Genomic DNA, 17,984 nt, shown 5'->3' with positions numbered 1-17,984 from the left:
TGACTATTCAGCACATTTGGCAGCCATAATTTTTAATGGTTGTCCTGCATCATCGAACTGCAAGCTCCAGACATACTGTCCTGCATTACGAATGGTTATAGCGGTATCTTGCCCGTAGCCACCTTTAGTTAATGGATTAAGTTTCCCTAGTTTTAGGTTGAGCCCATCCGCTGTAAACTGTGGTGACCAAGCTTTAGACGCGTATTGCATGCGATAGCTACCAGGCTTTTCTGTGGTAACGACTTGGTAAGTGTTGTCACCTTTATACTCAAACTCTCGTTTAGCTACGTGTTTCCAACCTGAATCAGCAAAGTTGCCAACCACATAAAGTGGGCTTGAAATGGGGCCTTCCGCTTTAATCGTTGGATTGCTACATTTAGCCATGAAGCCTTGTCCAACTTCATTTCCTGTCGCAATTATAGTCGCTATAGGACCTTTTTTACTTGGCTGTGTTATCGACAAGAAACGCGCTTCAAATGGCTTAAGGGCGATAGAGTAATTACCATCAATTTCTGATATCGATTGCTTAGATTCAATATCCGTCAGATCAGCTAACGAGCCTGCTTTCTCTTTGGTTAGTTTTATGGTCTGCTCTTTGTTGGTCACGTTCACTGCGTAGATAACTGCATCGCCTTCATAGGCTTTGTGATCGACATATGCGATATCGTTGGCGATTAGGTTCGTACGTTTACCTTGTGATAGGGCGGGGTGAGTTTTTCTTAGTTTCATCAAGCTTGTAACGTACTGTTTTAAGTCTTTTTCGTTAGTATTGAGTTGAGTTGTGACGCCTTCTACTTTACCGCTAGTTCGCGCCACGTGATCATCACACAGGCCATTAATTGCACAGTCATCAGTCCAAACTTTATCGGAAAATCCCGCTAACTGATCGCCAATTTCGTCCCCATAGTAGGTTGTGATTGGACCTGTATAAGCCGCTTGAAAAGAAAAGGCAGCTTTATAGCGTTGCCAGTACTCTTTGTCTTGTGGAGAAGCGATATTACCGCGCTGCAATAAATCACCAAAGCGAACAAGGTCATGGTTACCTATCATTAAATTGGGCTTGGCGTGGTCTGGATATAACGAATGTAAAGACATGCCTTCTGCGAGCCATTCTCCACCTTTGTTCCCTACGCCAGCTTCGTTTACGGCAAAGGTTTCTGTTAGGCGGTAGCGCATCGGAAAATCAAACGCGGAGCATAAGGCCGGTGCTTCATTTGAACCGTACCCTGTTTCTATAATACGGTTTTCACCTGCCCAAATTTCCGCGACCATATAACCCAGAGGGTTCACGGTTTTACCTTCGCTGTTTACGTATTCGACTTGAGAAGAAGCTGTGTCTACCGTTTCTCTGATTTGACTCCAAGCTTCTTTTGGCACTTGATAAGCTTGATCTAAACGCCAACCATCAATTTTGAGCTCTTTGATCCAATACTCGGCAACTTCTTGATAGAAGGCTAGGCTCTCAGGGTATGAGACGGGGTTATCCTCTCCTTGGGGCTGCTTACCTGTTGGTGACGGAAGGACGTTTTTTTTGTGGTGGCCAAATACGCCATCAAAGAAGACATAAAGCCCTCGAGCATGCGCTTCTTCAACTAGTGTTTTAGCTTCTTCCATCGAGCCGAATCTGGGGTCGATATTGAAATAATCAGTGGCAAAATAACCGGTTGCATCCAGTCTGTCTGCCCAATGGTCTTGGTTCTCAATAGGTTCGGAATTGAAGATTGGAGTAAGCCAAATCCCGTTCATACCAAGAGATTGAATGTAATCAAGTGAATCTATAATCCCTTGAATATCGCCATTGTGGTGACTAGTTCCGTAACCAGTTCCGTGGCCAATAGAGTCATCACCACTCACAAAGCTTTCGACCATGACTTGATAGATTCTTAAGTCGTTTACGTTAGCATCATTGCTTGTTTGACATTGGTATGCTGTCGTATCTGGCGTCTGAGGTGATTCAGGATAAGTCTGGCAACCTGCAAGTAGAATAGTGGTCATTGCTAAAGCAGTATTGGATAGAGAAAGTTTCACGTTATGATCCTTATTATTATGATTTAACTTATTATTCACCACCCTGATATTCTATAAATCCTCCATAAAAAAATGGAAAAAGGAGTAGGTCATAGGCTGAGAGACCAGAGTCACAATATGTCTTTAGTTTTTTATACATATGATGATGAGACGCTAGTTTTTGACTCCAAACATATAAAGTGAGTCTTATTATTTTTTGTAAACAATAAGTAAATCCCTTCTTGTAGTGTTATCTATCCCGTACGCAATCGGATATTATCTTGAGTTCATCACCGGATAATTGAAGGGTTAGGTAACACCATGGAAGACAAGCAATTACTTGCCGCGCTGCAACAACAACCTGTCCTCGATTTATATCAGTTATTCCAAGACGTTGGTCAAAACCGCTCTCTGTATGCATTGCTAGAGAGGTTATCCTCCCTTAAAGAACACCATCAACTGAGCACCCAACTTAGTCCATTAAAGCCGCATATCGAAGGTGTACTTTCTCAATTTGATAGCACCACACCGAATGACGAGATCCTCAAAGCAGTCGCTATTCAGTCTGAGGTTCAGCAACGAGGCCATAGTATGAGCCGCTACATCATGACATCAGACAATCATCGCCATTTCTCTCCCAATGCTGATTTAGTGATGTTTGGTGATTCGATCACCGAGTGGGCACCGTGGGCAGATATTTTCCGGGATGTTTCGATGGTCAATCGTGGCCTAGCAGGCGATACCACCACAGGTATGTTACGCCGCATTGATACCACGTTGAACGTGAAGCCAAAGCTGGTGTGCTTCATGGCAGGGATAAACGATTTAGCTCAGGGTTATGATGTCGACCATATCTACCAGAACTACGTTGATATGCTTAAAGTGTGGCAAGAAAATGATATTCGTATCTTGGTGCAATCAACGCTTTATGTTGGCTCTAAACTGCAAGGATTGAATCCTTCAGTGGAACTGCTCAATAGCAAAATAAGCGAGTACTGCACTCAGCAAGGCATGGCATTCTTAGATGTGAATTCAGTATTGTCACCTAATAAGCTTTTGTCGAATGAGTACTCGTGTGATGACTTACACTTGAACGCGAAGGCTTATCAAGTTTGGTCGAAAGTGCTCCAGCCTAAGATTGAAGAGCTATTAAACTAAACTCACTACTTACTACTAGGTAATTGACCTCTTGGATCGATACCTGAACGTGTTAGCTTTTTTGTGAACCATAGGACATCAATTTGAACCTAAGACAGTTGGAAGTCTTCTACGCCATTATGCAGACCGGAACCGTATCTGGGGCTGCGCGCAATCTGCATGTGTCGCAACCTAATGTGACCCGTATTTTGGCGCACACAGAACAACAACTTGGGTTTGGATTGTTCGAGCGTGTGAAAGGTCGATTAGTACCAACGGTTGAGGCGAAAACCTTGTTACCAGAAGCGGAGAAGGTCTATCAACAACTGGGGCAATTTCGCTCTCTAACCAACAAAGTGAAGCAAGGCCATCAGCACTTACGTATTGGTGCGCCGCCGATTCTGGCGACCAAATTGCTGACTCCGGTGATCGCCCAAATGTCTCGCGAGCAAAATGGCAGTAAACAAGCTCTCTCTTTTGAGTTACTGACCGCCAACCGTGATGAACTGTGTGCTGGCTTATTGAAGCATGAGCTCGATATTGCCATCGCGTTTGGGGATGAAACGCCGCCTGGCATATTAAGTGAAACGTTATTAACTGAATCACTCAAGGTTCTGGTTCCATCCAATACGGTTGATCACTTACCCGCAAAATTAACCCTCGATGATTTGATCAACTATCCGTTGCCAATCATCGGGCTTGATAGTCGCGACCCACTGGGTTTGCTGCTCCATCAAAGCCTTGTTGCGCTAGATGAGCATTATCATCATCCAATATCGGTACGCGGATACAGCGCTGCTGCTGAACTGGTCAAGCACCAAGCAGGGTTTGCGATTGTTGACCCGTGGACGGCAGAGCAATATCAAAATGACGATGCGGTCTGTGTGTTGCCACTTCAACCAGACATCCAATTCTCGGTATCGATGCTTTGCGCAGAGCACACCCCGCAGTCGATTGCCGCCAAGCAGTTTATTTCAGCACTGCAGCTATCTTGTTCGTAAAGAGTTGTTAGTTAAGATGATCTTCACCCGATAAAATGGACACCCTATTATCTTTAACCCGTCGCTACTTCATATTCATGCGGGGTTCGATATCCAAGACTTGAGTGCAGTCTATAACGGTTATAAAAATGCTGGATATAACCGGCAAGTTTATCTCTAAGCTGCTTCTCACTTTTAAAACTATTTTTCCTAATTATGTCGCCTTTGAGCGTATGGAAGAACGACTCCACCTCCGCATTATCAGTGCAATGACCTGGTCGATTCATACTTGGGACAATTCCATTTTTTGATAATAAAGCTTGAACTTCATGGGCTCGATATTCAGAGCCTCTGTCGGTATGAAACAATAAGCGCTCTTGTGGCTTTCGATTTCTAATTGCCATTCTCAACGAACTCATCGTTAGTTGTGTACTCTTCTTACTACCAAGCGACCAACCGACGATTTTACGCGAGTAAAGATCGATAACGACCGCTAGATACATCCAACGTTTACCTTGCTTTATATACGTTAGATCTCCAGACCATTGTTGATTAACTGCCGTTGGTTTTGGTGTGTCTTTTTTAATATTCTTAATCGATTGATAGAACCGATGTAGCTTGGCCATTTTCATGTAAATGCGATAACTTCGCGCTCTTAGCCCTTGCTCTTTCATGATCCGAGCCACACGCTTGCGGCTAACCAAAACGCCTTGGCGCCTCAGTTCTGCATGAACTCGTGGGCTGCCGTAAGTCTCTCGACTCTGGGTAAAAACTTTAATTATACGCTTCTTCAAAGCCTGCTCTTCTTGATCGTAGCGGCTTGGTTCTCTATCAAGCCATGCGTAATAACCCGACTTAGAAACAGATAGAAAACGGCACATCAATACAATGGAATAACGCGTTTTGTAATGGGTTATGAATCGGAATTTTGTCGATTTTCTTGGGCAACGAATCGTTGCCACTTTTTTAGCAAGTCATTCTCGAGCTTAAGTTGTTCGTTCTGACGTTCAAGTTCTGCAATCCGACTAGACTCAGTTTTCTGGCTCGGGATCTTAGTCCTTTTCTTACGTTTATCTTCCATAATAACCCCTTCTCTATAGTCCTTTCGCCATTTAGAAAGCATATAAGGGTGGATATCTAATGATAGCGCCACGCTTTTAACTGTAGCTCCTTCTCGAAGCGAAAGTCGGACAGCAGTTACCTTAAATTCCGTAAGATATTGTTGAGTTTTTTTACCTGATTTATAAGCTGGCATAATCACCTCCAATTACAATTGAAGGTGTCCATTAGATCGGGTCAACTACAAGAGCTGTTCGCTAAGAGTTGTTAGCTGTTAGCTGTTAGCTGTTAGCTGTTAGCTTGTAGCCCTATCTATAACCTAAAACTGATGACGCAATTTTTCACCCATAACATCATGTTATAGGCACGCGATAAATAGGTATTCGGCAGCCTTCAAATTCTTAATTAAAGTAAATCCATATAAGGACTTATTAATTAGGAACGCTCATGTCTATCGCTCAACCTTACCTTCTTTTTCTTGGGGATGTTACCGATCCACTCGCCGCAAAAACCGCTCGCGGTATCCACCAATGGCGACCAGAGATCTGCCTAGGCCAACTGCGTTTAACAGACGATACGGTTTCTCTTGGCTTAGCGGACATGACCTTACAAGAGGCACAAGCACAGGGTGCGAAAACTCTAGTGATTGGTACAGCAAACCCAGGTGGCGTTATTCCTGACTCTTGGCAGCCAACCATAATGGCAGCTGCAGAAATGGGATTTGAGATTGCATCGGGCATGCACCAGCGCTTGAGTGAATTCTCACCGCTTGCTGACATGCAGCACCGAGGATTGACTAAGCTTCATGATGTACGCCATTTTGATGGTGATCTAAAGGTTGGTAACGGTAAGCCTCGTCAGGGTAAACGCCTTCTTACGGTCGGAACCGATTGCTCAGTAGGAAAAATGTTCTCGGCGTTGGCCATTGAAAAATCGCTCAAACAATCAGGAACCTCCGCTCAGTTCAAAGCGACAGGGCAGACAGGCATCTTGATTGAAGGTTGCGGTATTTCGATTGATGCTGTGGTTGCGGATTTTATTTCTGGCGCGGTTGAAGCGATTAGCCCCGATTTTACCGACCACCAATGGGACATCATTGAAGGCCAAGGTTCGTTGTTCAATCCGTCTTTTGCAGGCGTGAGTTTAGGGTTATTGCATGGTGCACAAGCCGACGCTTTGGTGCTGTGCCATGAAGTCGGGCGACCACATATTCGCAACCTTCCTCACGCTCAATTGCCAAGCATAGAACAGACCATTGAAGCTAACTTGCAAGCCGCACGATTGACGAACTCGGACGTGAAACTGGTCGGCATCTGTTTAAACACATCGGCGATTAGCATTGAAGATGCTGAGACATTGTGTCAAGAATGGACCACACTTTATCAAGTACCAGTGACGGACCCTGTGCGTTTTGGTGTACAACACATTACTGATCATTTGCGACATTCACTTTAACGACTTCATCATTTCTACGTTTCCATTTGTTAAAGCGAACATCAACCGAGTGAAATTATGAAGATTACAGCAGAACCTATTACTATCGCGATGCAAACGCCTTTTCGCATCTCTCGAGGCAGCCGAACTGAGTGTCACGTTGTTCGTGTTTACATTGAACATGATGGCAAACAAGCTCAGGGCGAATGCACGCCTTACCCACGATACGGCGAGTCATCGGAGTCTGTATTAGCGCAAATCCAACAAGCGTCTAGCGCACTTGAAGCCATGTTTGAACGAGGCGTTACCGATCCGGCAGAGCTAAGAGATCATCTTCAGTCTTTATTGACCGGAGGGGCAGCGCGAAATGCGGTCGATTGTGCGCTTTGGGATTTCGAAGCGCAGCAGAATGACCAGGTGTTTCCAAATAGCGTGTTCGAGTTGCCTGCTAAAATTGTTACAGCAATGACAGTCTCCATTGGCACACCAGAAGCCATGGCGACACAAGCGCGAGATTATGTGGTGAATGGTGCGAAACTTCTAAAAGTGAAGCTTGATGGTGAGCAAGTAGTAGAGCGTGTGCGCGCTGTCCGAGAAGCGGCTCCTGGGGTTAAAATTGTACTGGATGCTAATGAAGCGTGGACAGGGTTGAACCTCGAAGACTTGTTCAATCAACTGACTGAGTTTGATATCGCGATGATCGAGCAACCTTTGCCGCAACAGCATGATGCGTCACTGGCACACATCAAGCACCCGATCCCACTGTGTGCGGATGAAAGCTGTCATACCACTTCTCAGCTGTCTTCGCTGTTGGGCAAGTATGAGATGGTCAACATCAAGCTAGATAAAACCGGTGGTCTGACCGAAGCATTGGTACTTGCTGAAGAAGCTCAAAGGCTAGGTTTTACTCTGATGTCGGGTTGCATGCTTGGCACTTCATTAGCGATGCGAGCGGCGCTGCCTATTGCGGTTCAGTCTGAGATTGTCGACCTCGATGGCCCTGTGTTACTTGGGCAAGATGTTTTGCCAGCACTGACGTATCGAGATGGGATGATCATTCTTTAACTCGTTGAGTCTCGAGCAGTCGTTTGACATGACATCAATGAAATCGCATGAGTGAAAGCTTGTGCGATTTTTTGTATCAACAACCTTAACTGACTAATAATATTCGAGTTTTATTACTTGGTTGACAGCTGTGCAGCCACTTATTCAGCTCGGTATTGATAAAGTAATCACGTTTCTGTCGGTGAGGTCACTTTCTATTATCGCAAAACAGACAACCTAAGCTTTATAAAATAATTGTTATGATATCTTATGTGAAATGTTAATGATTACTCTTCGTTTAATAGTTCTACTAAAGCTATCTGATGTGAGGTTGAGTAAGGTGTGAGCCCTAACCGTCTGAATCATTGACCAATTCCTATTGATTCTTGATGAGAAGAGGGTGGAGCGAGTGAGTAGTCATGTCTCCGAGGTGATAGAAAATAAAGACAGTTTTGAACGCCCGTTTTCGATCAAAATCCCGCGTCGTAAGTGGTTTGGTTGGAAGGGCATCGAGCTGCGTTTGGTGTTGGCATTGGCAATGTTATCGATGACCACCATCTTCCTTTCGGTTGTTTCCAGCTTTACTTTTGACGACCTAAACCAACGCCTCGTTGAATTAAAAGAGAGTGAAATCCCTGCCTTAGATAACGCTGCACGCCTCAATGATATGGTGCGTGTGATTATCACGACGTCATCTCAACTCAGTGATGCTGAATCCAATTTAGAGCGTAAACAGGCGATGCTTAAAATTGAAGAGGCCATTTCAGTAATGAATAGCGTTATGGTTCAATTCCCTGATTATCATGCCTACTTTAAAGATCTTATCGCCCAAGTTAATAATAGCCTGAGCTTGTTGTTCCAAAGTGAGATTGAGTCAGAACAACTCAATCAAGAACTTCGTAATTTGCTTGAAGGTTTTTACCCGCTACTGCAACAGGCCAGTGATTCACTCGATAGTTTGCCTGAACCAGCCAAAGATCAAATTCAATATACTCAGTTGAAATCTCTGCTTTATTACCAATTAGGCTTGGTAGAAAAGCTGTATAACGACTCAAGTTTTAATGAGCTCGATTACACCAGTTACCGTTTAGAGCAGGTAGGGGAAGAGTGGTGGAAACTTTGGGTCAGTGGTGATTTAAGAAGTGATTTTCCTGAATTAGATCATCAACTCACGGTGATTTATAACCTCGCTTCAAGCGATAGCAGCTTGTATGGACTCAAAAACAAAGCGCTCGATCATCTCTATCAAGAGCAATATTTCTTACAAAACAGCCGTGAACATTTGAATCAGTTAACCGTGCAGATCGAGAGCAACACCAGCAAGGTGAATAGCAATATTGACCAATCGATTCAACAAGCGCAGCTGTCTTTACAATCGAATCAGCAACTCTCTCTTTTTCTTTCTCTGTTTAGTGTGTTGGCTGCCGCTGCCATTTCGTGGTTCTACGTCCGTAAAAGTATTTTAGAAAGGCTTTTACAGCTCAAAGACAATATGTTCGCGATTTCTACCGGCCATTTAGATACCGAGGTTTCTATTCGGGGAAAAGACGAAGTGACGCAAATGGCCAAGTACCTAAAGGTATTTCAGACCACGGCCAAAGTCGTTAAGCAAACCAATCGCAAGTTGGAGGCTGAGGTTGAAGAACGCACCTTAGCCGAAGCCAAACTACGAGTGACTCAAGACGAGTTAATCCAAGCCGGAAAACTGGCTGCGCTAGGGCAATTAAGTGTCGGGATCACGCACGAGATCAATCAACCTCTGACCGCAGTAAACAGTCACGTTCGAAGTGCTCAATTATGGTTAGGTAAGCAAAGGCCTGACAGGGCAGAAGAGAACCTGAAAAAGATCGAGATCTTGTTAGACAAGGTCGCTGCGATTACTCGTCACCTAAAAGCCTTCTCACGTAAGAGCGATGGCAAGATTGATAACGTTGAGTTGGATAAGGTCGTCGGCGATGCGATTGACCTGTTTGAAACCAGACAGAGCGCAGTGTCGATACAGTATTCACCACAAAGCGACCAGGTGGTTCGAGCCAACAGCATTCGCTTAGAACAGGTACTGGTGAATTTGATCAGCAATGCTCTGGATGCCGTTGAGCACAGAGAGCAACCTGAGCTCAGCATCTCCACTCAAGAGCATTCGAACACCATTCAGATTTTGGTTATGGACAACGGGTTAGGGATACCTGAAGAGGACATTCCGCATCTGTTTGATCCATTTTATACCCGTAAGACAACAGGTAAGGGGCTTGGGCTCGGTTTGTCTATCGCATACAACATCATAAAAGACTTTGGCGGATCGATTCACGTGGAATCCGTCGAACACCAAGGCACCACTTTTATCGTCACTCTACCAAAAGGCATAGCCTCATGACTGCAGAAAAACACATAGTTCTTATCGATGATGAAATCGATGTCGTTGAAGCCGTGAGTGAAATGTTGGAGTTAGAAGGGTTTAGCGTCACTACCTTTACCGACCCTAACCTTGGCCTTAAATCGCTCAAAGCAAACAGCCAGTCGGTTGTATTGTGTGATGTACGAATGCCACAGGTGGATGGGCTTACGCTGCTGAGTTCAATCCAGCATAGAGCCGCTAACGTCCCTGTCTTGTTGATGAGTGGCCATGGCGATATTCCCATGGCGATAGAAGCAATGAAGCTAGGGGCTTTCGACTTCCTAGAAAAACCACTTAATGCCAGCGAGTTGGTAGAGAAACTCGACTTGGCGTTGACACAATCTCAGCACAACTGCCCAGCAATTATAGGCGGTGAGGAGGAAACGGAGTTACCAATTGAAACGGTGGTTATTGGCCAATCAAAAGCGATGGATACGATACGTAAGCAAGTGCTTGCGCTGTCTCATACTGGTGTTGATACCATCATCAACGGCGAAACTGGAACGGGTAAAGAGGTGATTGCTCGCGCGTTGCATCAATTTAGCCGTCGTAAGGCGAAGCCCTTTGTCGCGATCAACTGTGGCGGCATGACAGAAAGCATTATCGAAAGTGAGTTGTTTGGTCATGAAGCGGGCTCGTTTACCAGTGCTAACAAGAAGCGCATTGGCAAAATAGAACAAGCCAATGGCGGTACTCTGTTTCTTGATGAAATAGAAAGCATGCCGATTGCCGTGCAAATTAAACTGCTGCGCGTCATTCAAGAAAGAATGATCGAGCGCGTTGGTGGTAACGAGTTAATCCCGGTCGATATTGTGGTGGTAGCCGCCAGCAAAGCTGATCTCGCGAGCCTGAGTGAAACGGGGGAGTTTAGAGCCGATCTCTTCTATCGCCTCAATATTGCTAGCTTAAACCTTCCCGCATTGCGTCAAAGAAAAGAGGACATTCAGGTGCTGTTCCGTCACTTTGTGATTCAAGCGAGCCACAAATATAAGACGCGTCCGTCAACGATTTATCCCGAACAAATACAGCAATTATGTCGACACGAATGGCCGGGTAACGTGCGAGAATTACGTAATGTCGCCGACCGGTTTGTGCTCGGTATTGTTGGTGATGGCTTTGATCTTCAGTCACCGATATGTGAGTCGTCCGGAGAAGATTTCGCCTTTGAAAAACAGATGGAGCAGTACGAACGAAATGTTCTGACTGAGGCTCTTATTGAAAGCGCAGGTAACATCAATGAGGTCTCTAGCAAGCTGAACCTGCCACGCAAAACGCTTTATCGAAAAATGAAGAAACATCAATTGGATAAAGAGAGTTTCAAGGCCTAGCTGGTTCAGTTGTTTGGTAAATGGAAAACCAAAACTAAACGAAAAAGCAAAAGACAACAATGACCCATTTAACTTTTAGTCGAATGGCTAACCGTTTCAAGTAATTGTAATAAAAGGGCTTTAACATTTGGCACAATGCGTGCAATCACTACATTGTGGCATACGTTCACATGAGGTTATTCGGTGTTGAGCCCAAATTTATATGACAACTATCTATATATGACAGCTATCCAACACTGAATGATCGAATAAAGGAAGTTAGAAAAATAATTGCTTGTTGCAAGGAGATACAAACATGAAGCAAATACTGAAAGGTTCGATTGCTCTGATACTAGGCGTGAGCTCGATGACGGCATGGGCCGCAGCAGAATCAGCCGACTTAGGTCCTCGTCCCCTCTTTTTAGTGAACAATATGGATGAGAGCCCTTTGAAAACCAAACTGTTGAGTTGCAGTGAAGGACCTTTTCATCGTAGTGATTTTTCTATTGGACATCGCGGAGCTGCGATGCAGTTTCCTGAGCATACTAAGGAATCCTACTTAGCAGCGATTCAAATGGGTGCGGGCGTCGTGGAATGTGATGTGACTTTCACTAAAGACAAGGCGTTGGTATGTCGTCACTCTCAAAGTGATCTGCATACCACAACCGATGTTTTGGCGCATCCAGATCTCGCTAAGAAGTGTTCAACACCGTTCACGCCAGCCAATCCAGCGACAGGCGAAGATGCGCAGGTTGAGTGTCGTACCTCTGATTTCACGCTAGCGGAGTTTAAGACTCTTAAAGGGAAAATGGATGGTGCGAATCCAAAAGCAACCACGGTTGAAGAGTACATGAATGGCACACCTGGTTGGAGAACCGATCTTTACAGCCAAAGTGGCACACTGATGACACACGCCGAAAGTGCGGCATTGTTTAAAGAGCATGGAGTGAAGGTGACTCCAGAACTTAAATCGGCGGCGGTAGAAATGCCTTTCAATGGTTTTAGCCAAGAGATGTACGCGCAGAAGCTGGTGGATGAGCTGAAAGAGGCGGGCTTTGAGCCTTCGGAGACTTACTTGCAGTCATTCAACTTAGATGATGTGAAGTACTGGGTTAATGAGACGCCTAAGTTCGGTAAGCAAGCCGTTTATCTTGACGACCGTGTCTATGAGCAAGCGGACTTTGTCGCGTCTGTTGAAAACATGAAAGAGCTTCACGATGCGGGTGTGAATATCATCGCGCCACCTCTGTTTGCTTTGGTTGAGCTAGGTGAGAACAACGAATTGGTTGCGTCAAACTACGCGAAACTGGCAAAGGATGCTGACCTTGAGATTATTGCATGGACACTTGAGCGTTCGGGCCCACTAGCGCAAGGCGGCGGTTGGTATTACCAAAGCGTGAAAGATGGCATCAACAATGATGGCGACATGATGAAAATGCTTGATGTACTGGCGCAAGATGTCGGTGTCATGGGCGTATTCAGCGACTGGCCTGCAACGGTAACTTATTACGCAAACTGTATGGACAGCGACGCTTAGGCTATTCAGAGAGCGCTGTTACGTCGCTAATTATAGCGTTTGTATAGAGATTACTTAGCTAAAGAATAATAAAAGAAAAAGCAGTGAACCAAAGAGCCTTCGGGCTCTTTTTTTACCACCGAACTTGGCGGGACATAAATGACCCAAATAGAGACTTCTCGGTTGGACAGTAATGACACAAAAGTAATTTGCCAATTTAAGTTTTAATTTAAGTTGTTGAAATTAAATGAATTAAAAGGTGGCACAAAGGCTGCAATAGCGAAGATGACTTTCAACAATAAGTAAAAGTAAGGTTTGAATATGAAAATCAGTGTTAAAGGACTGTTAATCGCTAGCTCATTACTACTTCCTTCAATGGCTATGGCAAGCGACTGCTCTAGTCGTGGTGTGTTAGACGATCGATACTGTGATGAAAACCAAGATTTGGTCGCCGATTCACCGAAGAACCCAGATGAGTGGAACGACCCAAGTACGCTTGTGTTTACTTACACGCCAGTAGAAGACCCAGCGTTGTACAAAGATGCGTTTGCAGATTTCCAAGCTCACCTGAGTAAAATTACAGGTAAGCGAGTGATTTACTACACAGTTCACTCGAACTCTGCACAAGTAGAAGCGATGCGTTCTGGTCGACTGCATGTTGCAGGTTTTTCGACTGGCCCGACTGGCTACGCAGTTAACCTCGCGGGTTACGTTCCAATCGCAGTGAAAGGTGACGAGTCGGGCTTCCAAGGCTACAACCTAATCACGATTGTGCGTAAAGACAGCGGCATTAACAAAATGTCTGATCTGAAAGGTAAAAAGGTTGCACACACTTCTGCATCTTCCAACTCTGGCAACCTAGCTCCTCGTGCGTTATTCCCAGCGAAAGGCCTAGTGCCAGATGAAGATTACAAAGTGCTTTATTCAGGTAAGCATGACCAATCTATTCTCGGTGTGTTCAATGGAGACTATGATGCGGCACCTGTGGCATCTGACGTTTATGACCGCATGGTCGCAGCAGGTCGTGTCGACGATTCTGAACTGAAGATCATCTACCGTAGCCCACGCTTCCCAACGTCTGCGTTTGGCTATGCTTACAACCTAAAACCAGAGCTCGTTGAGAAGATCAACGAGGCTTTCTTTAGCTACCGCTTTACACCAGAAATGAGCGCATCGTTTAAAGGTGCCGACCGTTTCTCTCCAATCAGCTACAAAGAAGAGTGGGATGTGATTCGTGATATCGCTCATGCGACAGGTACGGCTTACACCAAAACTGGCTTGAAGAAATTGGCTGAAAAAGATGCGGCTAAACGTGCAAAGAAAAAAGCCGCTGAGCTAGCAAAACAAGCAAACAACGGCTAACTCTTTTTCTATTAGAAGACTAAGTTTTAGAAAGACTTAGTTCTTTAAAAACACCTACTTCAACTAAATATCTATGCCCTCGCGGGTAGGGCATAGATCATTCTAAAATTCGCACAAGGAAATGCAGTATGGCCGTAGCAAGCTATGAAGGAATAAAGATAAACAACCTTTTCCACGAATATGTGGCAGGCAAGCCAATCCTTAAAGGCATTAATATTGATATCGATGAACCAGGCATCATCGCGATCATTGGTCCATCTGGTACCGGTAAAAGTACGCTTCTGCGTTGTATCAACCGACTCAACGATCCAAGCCAAGGCGAAATCATTTTTGATGGCGCAGACCTGACTCAATTAAAAGGTCAAGCGCTACGTAAACAGCGTCGACACATAGGTATGGTGTTCCAAGAATATAACCTCGTGGAACGTTTAACGGTTATCGAGAACGTGTTGAGTGGTCGTTTGGGTTACATGACCGCTTGGAATGCATGGCGTCGTAACTACTCAGCTGAAGACTTAGCAAAAGCGTTCGAGCTACTTGAATTTGTAGGCCTACAAGACTTTGCAAACCAACGTGCCGACAGTTTATCGGGCGGCCAAAGACAGCGTGTTGGTATTGCTCGCGCAGTCATGCAAGACCCATATATCTTATTGGCGGATGAACCAACGTCATCACTCGACCCAAAAACCGCGGTTGAGATCATGGAGTTGATGGAAACCTTCGCAGAACAGAAAAACATCCCAGTGTTGGTGAATATCCACGATGTGAACTTAGCCAAACGTTATGCCAAGCGCATCATCGGCATGTGTAATGGCAAGGTGCATTACGATGGCAGCCCTGAAGGTATTTCAGAAGAAGACCTAAAAATCATTTATGGGGGTGAGTCATGGCTGGATTAAATCCAAGCTCGTCGCCAAGCGTTTCATCAAGCACATCGCCAGCGAAGCACGAGAATCCGTTCAAAACCTCATGGACTAACCGTGCCATTATCGCTGCAATCATTGGCTACTTGTTTTACAGCTTTGCGACGTTAGGGCTGACCTTTGATCGTTTGGTCATCGGTTTTGGTGAAAGTGAGCGGTTACTATCAAGAATGTTTCCGCCAGATTTTTCGCGTACTAATTTACTGCTAAGTGGCTTAGCGGAGAGCTTACAGATAGCGATCATTTCGAGTTTCTTCGGCATCGTCATTTCGCTGTTTCTTGGCTTACTTGCTGCGAGAAACATGATGCCTTCGATTGTATCAACACCGATTCGTGGCTTCATCGCACTGTGTCGTTCTTTCCACCCAGTGATTATCGCTATCTTGTTTGTGAAAGCGGTTGGCTTTGGTGCTCTGGCGGGGATTCTGACTTTAGTATTCGCATCTATCGGTTTCATCGCCAAGTTGTTTGCTGAGGCCATTGAAGAGATCTCTTTTAAACCGGTTGAAGCGATTAAAGCGACGGGGGCGAGCTTTGTCAGCGTCATTCTGTACGCGGTGATGCCACAGGTATTTACTCGTTTTATTGGTTTTGCTAGCTACCAGTTGGACTCAAACTTACGTAATTCAACCATGGTTGGCATCGTGGGGGCGGGTGGCCTTGGCGGTACACTTTTCTCAGCATTCCAACGTTTTGACTACGACTTCGTCGCCGCTATTTTGATCACCATTATCGCGTTGATTCTTGTGGGTGAATTTCTTTCCAATATTGTTAGGAGAATCTTCTAATGACAACTGCATCTATCGATAGAGAGTGGCAGCGCTTTACACCAAACGAACGTGTGGCTCGATTTGCCGTTTACCTTAGCCTTGTGTGCGCCATCGTGTGGTCTTGGCAGACCGTTGAAGTGATTCCAGAGTTTTTATACGACGCGCCAGCGCAGTTTGCCGACATGTTCGAACGAATGGTGCCAATGGACTACGCGTTCTATCCTGAGTCGATTCACGCAGCGATGATTGAAACACTGCACATCGCCACGTTGGGTACCTTGTTTACCTTGGTATTTGCTATTCCTTTGGCGCTGATGAATGCGCCAAATATCACTCCGAATAAAGCCTTGAACTGGATTGCTCAATTCTTTCTCGTGTCTTCACGTTCAGTGAATTCATTGGTTTGGGCGTTGTTGTTCATCGCACTGTTTGGCCCCGGTGTTCTCGCAGGGATTATGGCGATTGCCATTCGCAGTATCGGCTTTGTAGGGAAGCTGTTAGCGGAAGCAATTGCTGAAGTGAACATGGGGCCTATTGAAGCTTTACGCGCGACTGGAGCTTCGTGGATGAGCGTTTTACTGAAAGGTTATTGGCCACAAGTGATGCCAGCGTTCTATTCCATCGTACTGTTCCGTTGGGACATTAATGTACGTGAATCTGCGGTACTCGGTTTGGTGGGCGCTGGTGGTATTGGCGTGGTGCTAAACGACGCGCAGAACCTTTTCGAGTGGCAAAAAGTTTCAATGGTATTAGTGAGTATCTTCGCCGTGGTTATCGTTGCAGAAGCAGTGGTGATCCACATCCGTAACAAGCTGATCTAATGAGTGTGTTGTGTTCACTATGTTTTTTGTAACATGTGTTTTGTTTGAAAGTTAAGAGCTTATCTAGCATTTTGAAGCTCAAACGACCCTAGGTACTTCGGTCTACCTAGCGGTCGTTTTTTTATCTAAAAAATAGAAAAACTCTGGAGTAGTTAGTGCCTATTTAGAAAATACAATGCTTAGCAAAATCACCGGCTTCATTAGCCGTCCAGTCGCCTTTAGGCTTCTCTTTCATATCCGCACACCAAGCTTCACTGCCAACCTCGGTACATGCCATTAACTGAGTGGCTAGGAAAAGTATCAACGCGACTTTCTTCATAACAAATATTCCGTTTTGGTCTAGGTTTCGGATAACTCTATCAAATACCATTGATGATTGTTATAGCAACCAGTAGCTTAAGGGATTTAAAGAAGATATGGATTTGAGCCGAATCTGAGGTTTGATAGTGAAAGGGGATTGCTAAGTTTAAAGATCGAAAAAGCCAGCAACATGTGCTGGCTTTGCAATTCTTGTACGCTGCTAATTGTTAGCGCGCTTCTACTGTGGAGTTATACCAACTTCATCTCTTGGATGATATCTGAAGCGATTTCTGGCTTCGTACTGGTTGGCTTCTCGTGTAGGTCGGATTTCAATTGTCCCTTACGGTTACTTAAGCCTGCTTCAAGTTTCTTGAGTGCTGCTGCGATAGCTGGGTACATAACATCGTCTGTCGATTTTGCTGTTACTCGTACACCTTCGTAGTTTGTGAATACTTCAACCTGATGTTGACCGTGTTCTTTAGTAATGATGATGTCGCAACTGATCAGTGATGGGAAATGGTTAGATATCTTCTCGAATTTACCTTCGATGTCTTTGCGTGACTCGTCGTTAATTGATACATGATGTGTTTGAACATTTATTTTCATAAATCATACCTTTCCAATGACTGTGTCATTTAAACGTAGCAAACATCGCATAGATTAACCAACTGAGAATTAGCACATGTGTGATTGACTTCAGTGTTATCAAATATTCTCTTGTTACTCCCTTGAAAGTCCGATGAACTGATCGCATATTATGTTTCGTGTTTTCAATACATGTTCAAAAAAACTCCATCCTTGATAATTTGCTCTAATCTAGAGCTGAATCCCAGTGAATTTCTCTTTATCGGTTTTATAATTCCGAACTTGTCACTCTACTAAATGCTTCATCATTTGATAAAAAGCTCGCCTAACAATTTTTATTTATG

Annotated in this window: 15 protein-coding genes; 11 read left to right on the top strand and 4 right to left on the bottom strand. The window is 44.7% G+C overall.

Translation table 11 applies throughout. The features are described 5' to 3' along the window. Positions 1–3: 3 nt before the first annotated feature. A complete protein-coding gene (locus QUF19_RS18785; RefSeq protein ID WP_286302083.1) occupies positions 4–2,070 on the bottom strand; it encodes an alpha-amylase family glycosyl hydrolase in 2,067 nt (688 codons plus the stop codon). Positions 2,071–2,328: 258 nt separating this feature from the next. Here QUF19_RS18785 and QUF19_RS18780 point away from each other — a divergent pair, with 258 nt between their 5' ends. After that, a complete protein-coding gene (locus QUF19_RS18780) occupies positions 2,329–3,165 on the top strand; it encodes an SGNH/GDSL hydrolase family protein (protein WP_286302081.1) in 837 nt (278 codons plus the stop codon). An 83-nt stretch (positions 3,166–3,248) separates the two neighbouring features. Next, complete coding sequence (locus tag QUF19_RS18775; protein WP_286302079.1) at positions 3,249–4,145, top strand: LysR family transcriptional regulator; 897 nt, start codon at positions 3,249–3,251, stop codon at positions 4,143–4,145. 53 nt (positions 4,146–4,198) lie between these two features. Here QUF19_RS18775 and QUF19_RS18770 read toward each other — a convergent pair. Further along, positions 4,199–5,379, bottom strand: a protein-coding gene (locus tag QUF19_RS18770) for an IS3-like element ISVisp1 family transposase (RefSeq protein ID WP_286298566.1) whose coding sequence is annotated in 2 segments (ribosomal slippage) — positions 4,199–5,094 and positions 5,094–5,379 — 1,182 coding nt in all. Because the reading frame shifts where the segments join, the coding sequence is not laid out codon by codon here. A 251-nt stretch (positions 5,380–5,630) separates the two neighbouring features. Here QUF19_RS18770 and dgcN point away from each other — a divergent pair. From dgcN to phnE (QUF19_RS18725), 9 genes are all read left to right on the top strand, one after another. Continuing rightward, complete coding sequence (gene dgcN, locus QUF19_RS18765) at positions 5,631–6,638, top strand: N-acetyltransferase DgcN (protein WP_286302077.1); 1,008 nt, start codon at positions 5,631–5,633, stop codon at positions 6,636–6,638. 57 nt (positions 6,639–6,695) lie between these two features. After that, complete coding sequence (dgcA, locus tag QUF19_RS18760; protein ID WP_286302075.1) at positions 6,696–7,682, top strand: N-acetyl-D-Glu racemase DgcA; 987 nt, start codon at positions 6,696–6,698, stop codon at positions 7,680–7,682. Positions 7,683–8,061: 379 nt separating this feature from the next. After that, positions 8,062–10,035, top strand: a complete 1,974-nt coding sequence (locus QUF19_RS18755) for a sensor histidine kinase (protein WP_286302073.1) — start codon at positions 8,062–8,064, stop codon at positions 10,033–10,035. After that, on the top strand, positions 10,032–11,384 hold the full coding sequence (locus QUF19_RS18750; RefSeq protein ID WP_286302071.1) for a sigma-54-dependent transcriptional regulator: 1,353 nt from the start codon (positions 10,032–10,034) through the stop codon (positions 11,382–11,384). Before QUF19_RS18755 ends, QUF19_RS18750 begins: the two co-directional genes overlap by 4 nt. 295 nt (positions 11,385–11,679) lie before the next feature. Next, a complete protein-coding gene (locus QUF19_RS18745) occupies positions 11,680–12,900 on the top strand; it encodes a glycerophosphodiester phosphodiesterase family protein (protein WP_065105257.1) in 1,221 nt (406 codons plus the stop codon). A gap of 300 nt (positions 12,901–13,200) precedes the next feature. Beyond that, positions 13,201–14,241 carry a phosphate/phosphite/phosphonate ABC transporter substrate-binding protein gene (gene phnD / locus QUF19_RS18740; RefSeq protein ID WP_004732989.1) on the top strand — a complete coding sequence of 347 codons (1,041 nt, stop codon included), beginning with the start codon at positions 13,201–13,203 and terminating at the stop codon, positions 14,239–14,241. A gap of 128 nt (positions 14,242–14,369) precedes the next feature. After that, on the top strand, positions 14,370–15,140 hold the full coding sequence (gene phnC, locus QUF19_RS18735; RefSeq protein WP_060981091.1) for a phosphonate ABC transporter ATP-binding protein: 771 nt from the start codon (positions 14,370–14,372) through the stop codon (positions 15,138–15,140). Then, positions 15,128–15,952 (top strand): phosphonate ABC transporter, permease protein PhnE, encoded by an 825-nt coding sequence (gene phnE, locus QUF19_RS18730; RefSeq protein ID WP_065111916.1) that lies wholly within the window; start codon positions 15,128–15,130, stop codon positions 15,950–15,952. The genes phnC and phnE (QUF19_RS18730) overlap by 13 nt, the downstream gene beginning before the upstream one ends. Then, positions 15,952–16,755, top strand: a complete 804-nt coding sequence (phnE, locus tag QUF19_RS18725; RefSeq protein WP_009846258.1) for a phosphonate ABC transporter, permease protein PhnE — start codon at positions 15,952–15,954, stop codon at positions 16,753–16,755. The genes phnE (QUF19_RS18730) and phnE (QUF19_RS18725) overlap by 1 nt, the downstream gene beginning before the upstream one ends. Before the next feature lie 163 nt (positions 16,756–16,918). Here the strand turns inward: phnE (QUF19_RS18725) and QUF19_RS18720 are convergent, their stop codons facing one another. Continuing rightward, a complete protein-coding gene (locus QUF19_RS18720) occupies positions 16,919–17,074 on the bottom strand; it encodes a DUF3012 domain-containing protein (RefSeq protein ID WP_017631564.1) in 156 nt (51 codons plus the stop codon). Between the two features lie 230 nt (positions 17,075–17,304). Beyond that, complete coding sequence (gene hpf / locus QUF19_RS18715; RefSeq protein WP_017106206.1) at positions 17,305–17,661, bottom strand: ribosome hibernation-promoting factor, HPF/YfiA family; 357 nt, start codon at positions 17,659–17,661, stop codon at positions 17,305–17,307. Positions 17,662–17,984 lie beyond the last annotated feature (323 nt).

Origin of the sequence: Vibrio sp. FE10 (assembly GCF_030297155.1) — a bacterium.
Classification (GTDB): domain Bacteria; phylum Pseudomonadota; class Gammaproteobacteria; order Enterobacterales; family Vibrionaceae; genus Vibrio; species Vibrio apostichopi.
This window is presented reverse-complemented; position numbering and strand designations above follow the sequence as displayed.

Coding starts and splice junctions, on each gene's coding strand:
- QUF19_RS18780 (WP_286302081.1), top strand. CDS start 2,329: ATGGAAGACAAGCAATTACTTGCCGCGCTGCAACAACAACCTGTCCTC.
- dgcN (WP_286302077.1), top strand. CDS start 5,631: ATGTCTATCGCTCAACCTTACCTTCTTTTTCTTGGGGATGTTACCGAT.
- dgcA (WP_286302075.1), top strand. CDS start 6,696: ATGAAGATTACAGCAGAACCTATTACTATCGCGATGCAAACGCCTTTT.
- QUF19_RS18750 (WP_286302071.1), top strand. CDS start 10,032: ATGACTGCAGAAAAACACATAGTTCTTATCGATGATGAAATCGATGTC.
- QUF19_RS18745 (WP_065105257.1), top strand. CDS start 11,680: ATGAAGCAAATACTGAAAGGTTCGATTGCTCTGATACTAGGCGTGAGC.
- phnD (WP_004732989.1), top strand. CDS start 13,201: ATGAAAATCAGTGTTAAAGGACTGTTAATCGCTAGCTCATTACTACTT.
- phnC (WP_060981091.1), top strand. CDS start 14,370: ATGGCCGTAGCAAGCTATGAAGGAATAAAGATAAACAACCTTTTCCAC.
- phnE (WP_065111916.1), top strand. CDS start 15,128: ATGGCTGGATTAAATCCAAGCTCGTCGCCAAGCGTTTCATCAAGCACA.
- phnE (WP_009846258.1), top strand. CDS start 15,952: ATGACAACTGCATCTATCGATAGAGAGTGGCAGCGCTTTACACCAAAC.
- QUF19_RS18720 (WP_017631564.1), bottom strand. CDS start 17,074: ATGAAGAAAGTCGCGTTGATACTTTTCCTAGCCACTCAGTTAATGGCA.
- hpf (WP_017106206.1), bottom strand. CDS start 17,661: ATGAAAATAAATGTTCAAACACATCATGTATCAATTAACGACGAGTCA.